Here is a 3,266-nt window from a genome sequence, read left to right on the forward strand (position 1 = left end):
GTTTAATGTTGCTGTGGGTGAACCTGTGGGCGCATCGTTGACACCGTTGATTGTCAAGTTAACTGTTGCTGTGCTAGTACCGCCATTACCATTGTCGCTGGCAGTGTAAGTAAAGCTATCGGTAGCAGTTGCACTTGCAGCTAAAGATTCAAATTGACCGTTAGGGTTGTAGTCGAAAGTGCCATTAGTGTTGAGAGTCAGTAACGCACCAGAAGCTAGGGTAATTGGTGTGCCGACTGTGATAGTGTTGCCATTAACTTGAGTGATATTTAAGCTATCGCCATTAGCATCGGTGTCATTAGCAAGGACGTTGATGTTAACAACAGTATTTTCATCAGTGGTGGCAGTATCGTTGGCGGCAACAGGGGGAATGAAAGGCGATTCATAAGACCCAATATCTACAGTATCGCCAATGGTGCGAGTGATACCCCGTTGGTCTGTGGTGACACCACTTGGGATGAGGGCATTGTTTCCCGCGTTGATAGCAGCCGAACCTACAACTATTGCGTGAGTTTGGGTAGCACCGCCGTTGTTAGCGAGAGAGCCGATGACTTGGTTAATATTGGTAATGCCAGCCGAGGCAAAGGTGATATCGCTGCCAGTGCCGATAGTGCCAGATGCACCAGTCAAGCTACCGATGAGGTTGTTGGCATTTCCTGTGACTGCTCCAAAAATATCCGGGGCTTCGTTACCAGAATCGAAGTTGCCGGCGATGATGGTATTTTGGGCGGTGACGGTGCCTGCTAATCTGAATATACCGCCGCCATTGCCACTGCCATTGTTGTCGGAGTCAACAGTGTTATTAGTAATGGTGCTGTTGTTCAGGTTCAGCGTACCTATGCTGAAGATACCGCCGCCGTTTTCTGCCGCCTTATTACCAGAGATGGTGCTGTTGGTCAGGTTTGCTATACCGAGGTTTGTTATACCGCCGCTATTTCCTGCTGACGTATTGCCAGATACGGTGCTGTTGATTAGATTGAGGGTACCGGATAAGTGGCCGATACCAGCAGCGCCCCCCCTATTACTAGTAGTATTGTTAGAGATAGTGCTTCCCGTTACGCTCAGGAGAGTACCTTGGTTAGAAATGCCACCGTAGGTTACACCAGTATTGCCAGAGACAGTGCTGTTAGTTAGGCTCAAAGTCCCAAAGTTGATGATGCCGCCTACATCTCCAGTATTGTTAGAGACAGTGCTTCCAGTTAGGCTGAGGTTGCCTTGGTTAGAAATGCCGGCGAACCTTCCAGTATTATTAGAGATGATGTTGTTGGATAGCATCAGGTTTTCTACGTTAAAGATGCCACCACCTGCACTATTATCCTTTCCAGCCGTAATCGTTAGTTCATTAATTGCTACATCAATTTGATTGCTACTATTGCCATCATCCACTTTAAAAACAGCAGAGGCATTATTACCGCTGATACTGAGGTTACTTGCCCCTAGTCCATTGATAGTCAAGGCATCAGTAATAACTAATTGCCCAGAAGTTAAAGTAATGGTGTCGGGAGTAGCATCAGTGAAAACACTACCTGCAAAGGTAATTGTATCTGCACCTGCAAAGGCGTTGGCGTTGAGAATCGCTTGCCGCAATGAACCCTCACCAGAATCGTTGGTGTTGGTGACGACGGTATCATTAGCCGCAATGGTAACGGTGGCGGTGTTATTTGTACCGTCAACGGTATAAGCCGTACCATTCTCTAAATTGAGTTTGAGGGTTTCGGCTGCTTCCGCTTGAATGTCGTCAATGGCGGCTAGGTTAAGATCAACAAAGTTTTGTCCATTGGCAATGGTAACAGTTAAGGTATTACCTGAAACAGTGACGCTACCACCATTGAGGGTATAGTCAGCCGTTGAAGCTGTACTAATACCATCAATAGTTAGGTTAATGGTTAAATCCCCTGTGGTGTCGCTACGAGTGATGCGATAAATGCCATTGCTACCGCCTTCATTGGCTGTGGCTGTTTGTGCCGTAATGCTGACAGTGGGAGTAACAGAAGTGACGTTAATTGTACCGTAAATATCATCGTTGTTAGTGGCAGTTCCCGCATCGTTAGCTGCACTGTTGCCGCTATAAGTAAGATTACCCACAGAAGTAACAGTTGGCAGCATAGTGGGCATTCCCTGGTTATTGTTGTTGGTGTTGGTGGTGGACTGCATGATGAAGATTGCCCCACCCAAGCCTTGACCTGAGTTAAAAACTGTGCCACCTGTAGCAGTGTTGTTGGTAAAACTGGTGTCGCTGAGGGTTAAAGAGCCACTGCGAACGAAGATACCACCCCCCAAGCCGGCACCGCCGCCGCCGTAACCCCCATTTGCACCAGTACCGCCAAAGCCACCCAAGCCACCATTCAAGTTACCGTAGCCACCGCCGCCGCCATAACCCCCATTTGCACCAGTACCGGTGTAGGTATTACTGCCACCGCCACCACCAAAGCCACCGTTACCCTCAAATACACCACCACCACCGAAGCCGCCTTCGGGAATAGCTTTAGCGTCTCCCCCGCCACCGAAGCTGGTGCTACCGCTGTAGCCGCTATTGTAACCACCATCGTAATTTCCGTTGCCACCGTAGCCACCACCGCCGCCGCTGGCGTTGGCAAACAGTCCACCGCCGCCGAGGAAACTGCCATTGCCAAACATACCACCACCGCCGCCGCCAAAGTTAGCTTCGTCGGGTGAGCCATTACCACCTTGCGCTGTGTTATTACTAAAAGCGACATTAGTTAGGGAAACATCGCCATCATAAATAAACAAACCACCTCCCATACCAGCGCCGCCGCCGCCGCCACCAAAGCTACCGTTACCGCCTTTAGCTCGTCCGTTGGTGATAGTTAAGTCAGAAATACCGACGGTTCCCGACAAAATGAACAAGGGGCGCAAGTCGCCATCATCATTAATACCGTTATTATTGGCATCGCCACTGATGCTATGGTTGTTACCCACAATGCTGATGTTGCTGTTCACCAGGGTTTTCATTACCCCAGTGATCCGGACATCGCTATTAATGGTAATGGTGTCATCCCCTTCTATTTGGTTGGCTTGCAGAATTGCCCAACTGAGAGTACCTTCAGTATTTCCAAGACCGTTATCTGTAGATTCGGTAACGATGAAATTATTTGATTCTGCTGGCATGATTTTTTCCTATTGTGTGAATTGAATGAGTAGAAACTTTAACCTTGAAAAAAAGGGGAATCAAGATTTAACCGTTGTGTCTGTCTGACTTTTCACGGGATCAAGAAAACCCCTCTCCAAACCTCTCCCCTGCAAGG

The 3,266-nt window shown here is 48.4% G+C and carries 1 protein-coding gene; it reads right to left on the reverse strand.

The annotated features are described in order from the left end of the window. The coding region (locus VB693_RS28835) for a choice-of-anchor Q domain-containing protein (RefSeq protein WP_323269262.1) at positions 1 to 3,129 on the reverse strand (3,129 nt) is incomplete at its 3' end. Between the last annotated feature and the right edge of the window lie 137 nt (positions 3,130 to 3,266).

Origin of the sequence: Anabaena sp. UHCC 0399, assembly GCF_034931465.1 — a bacterium.
GTDB classification, from domain to species: Bacteria; Cyanobacteriota; Cyanobacteriia; order Cyanobacteriales; family Nostocaceae; genus Trichormus; species Trichormus minutissimus.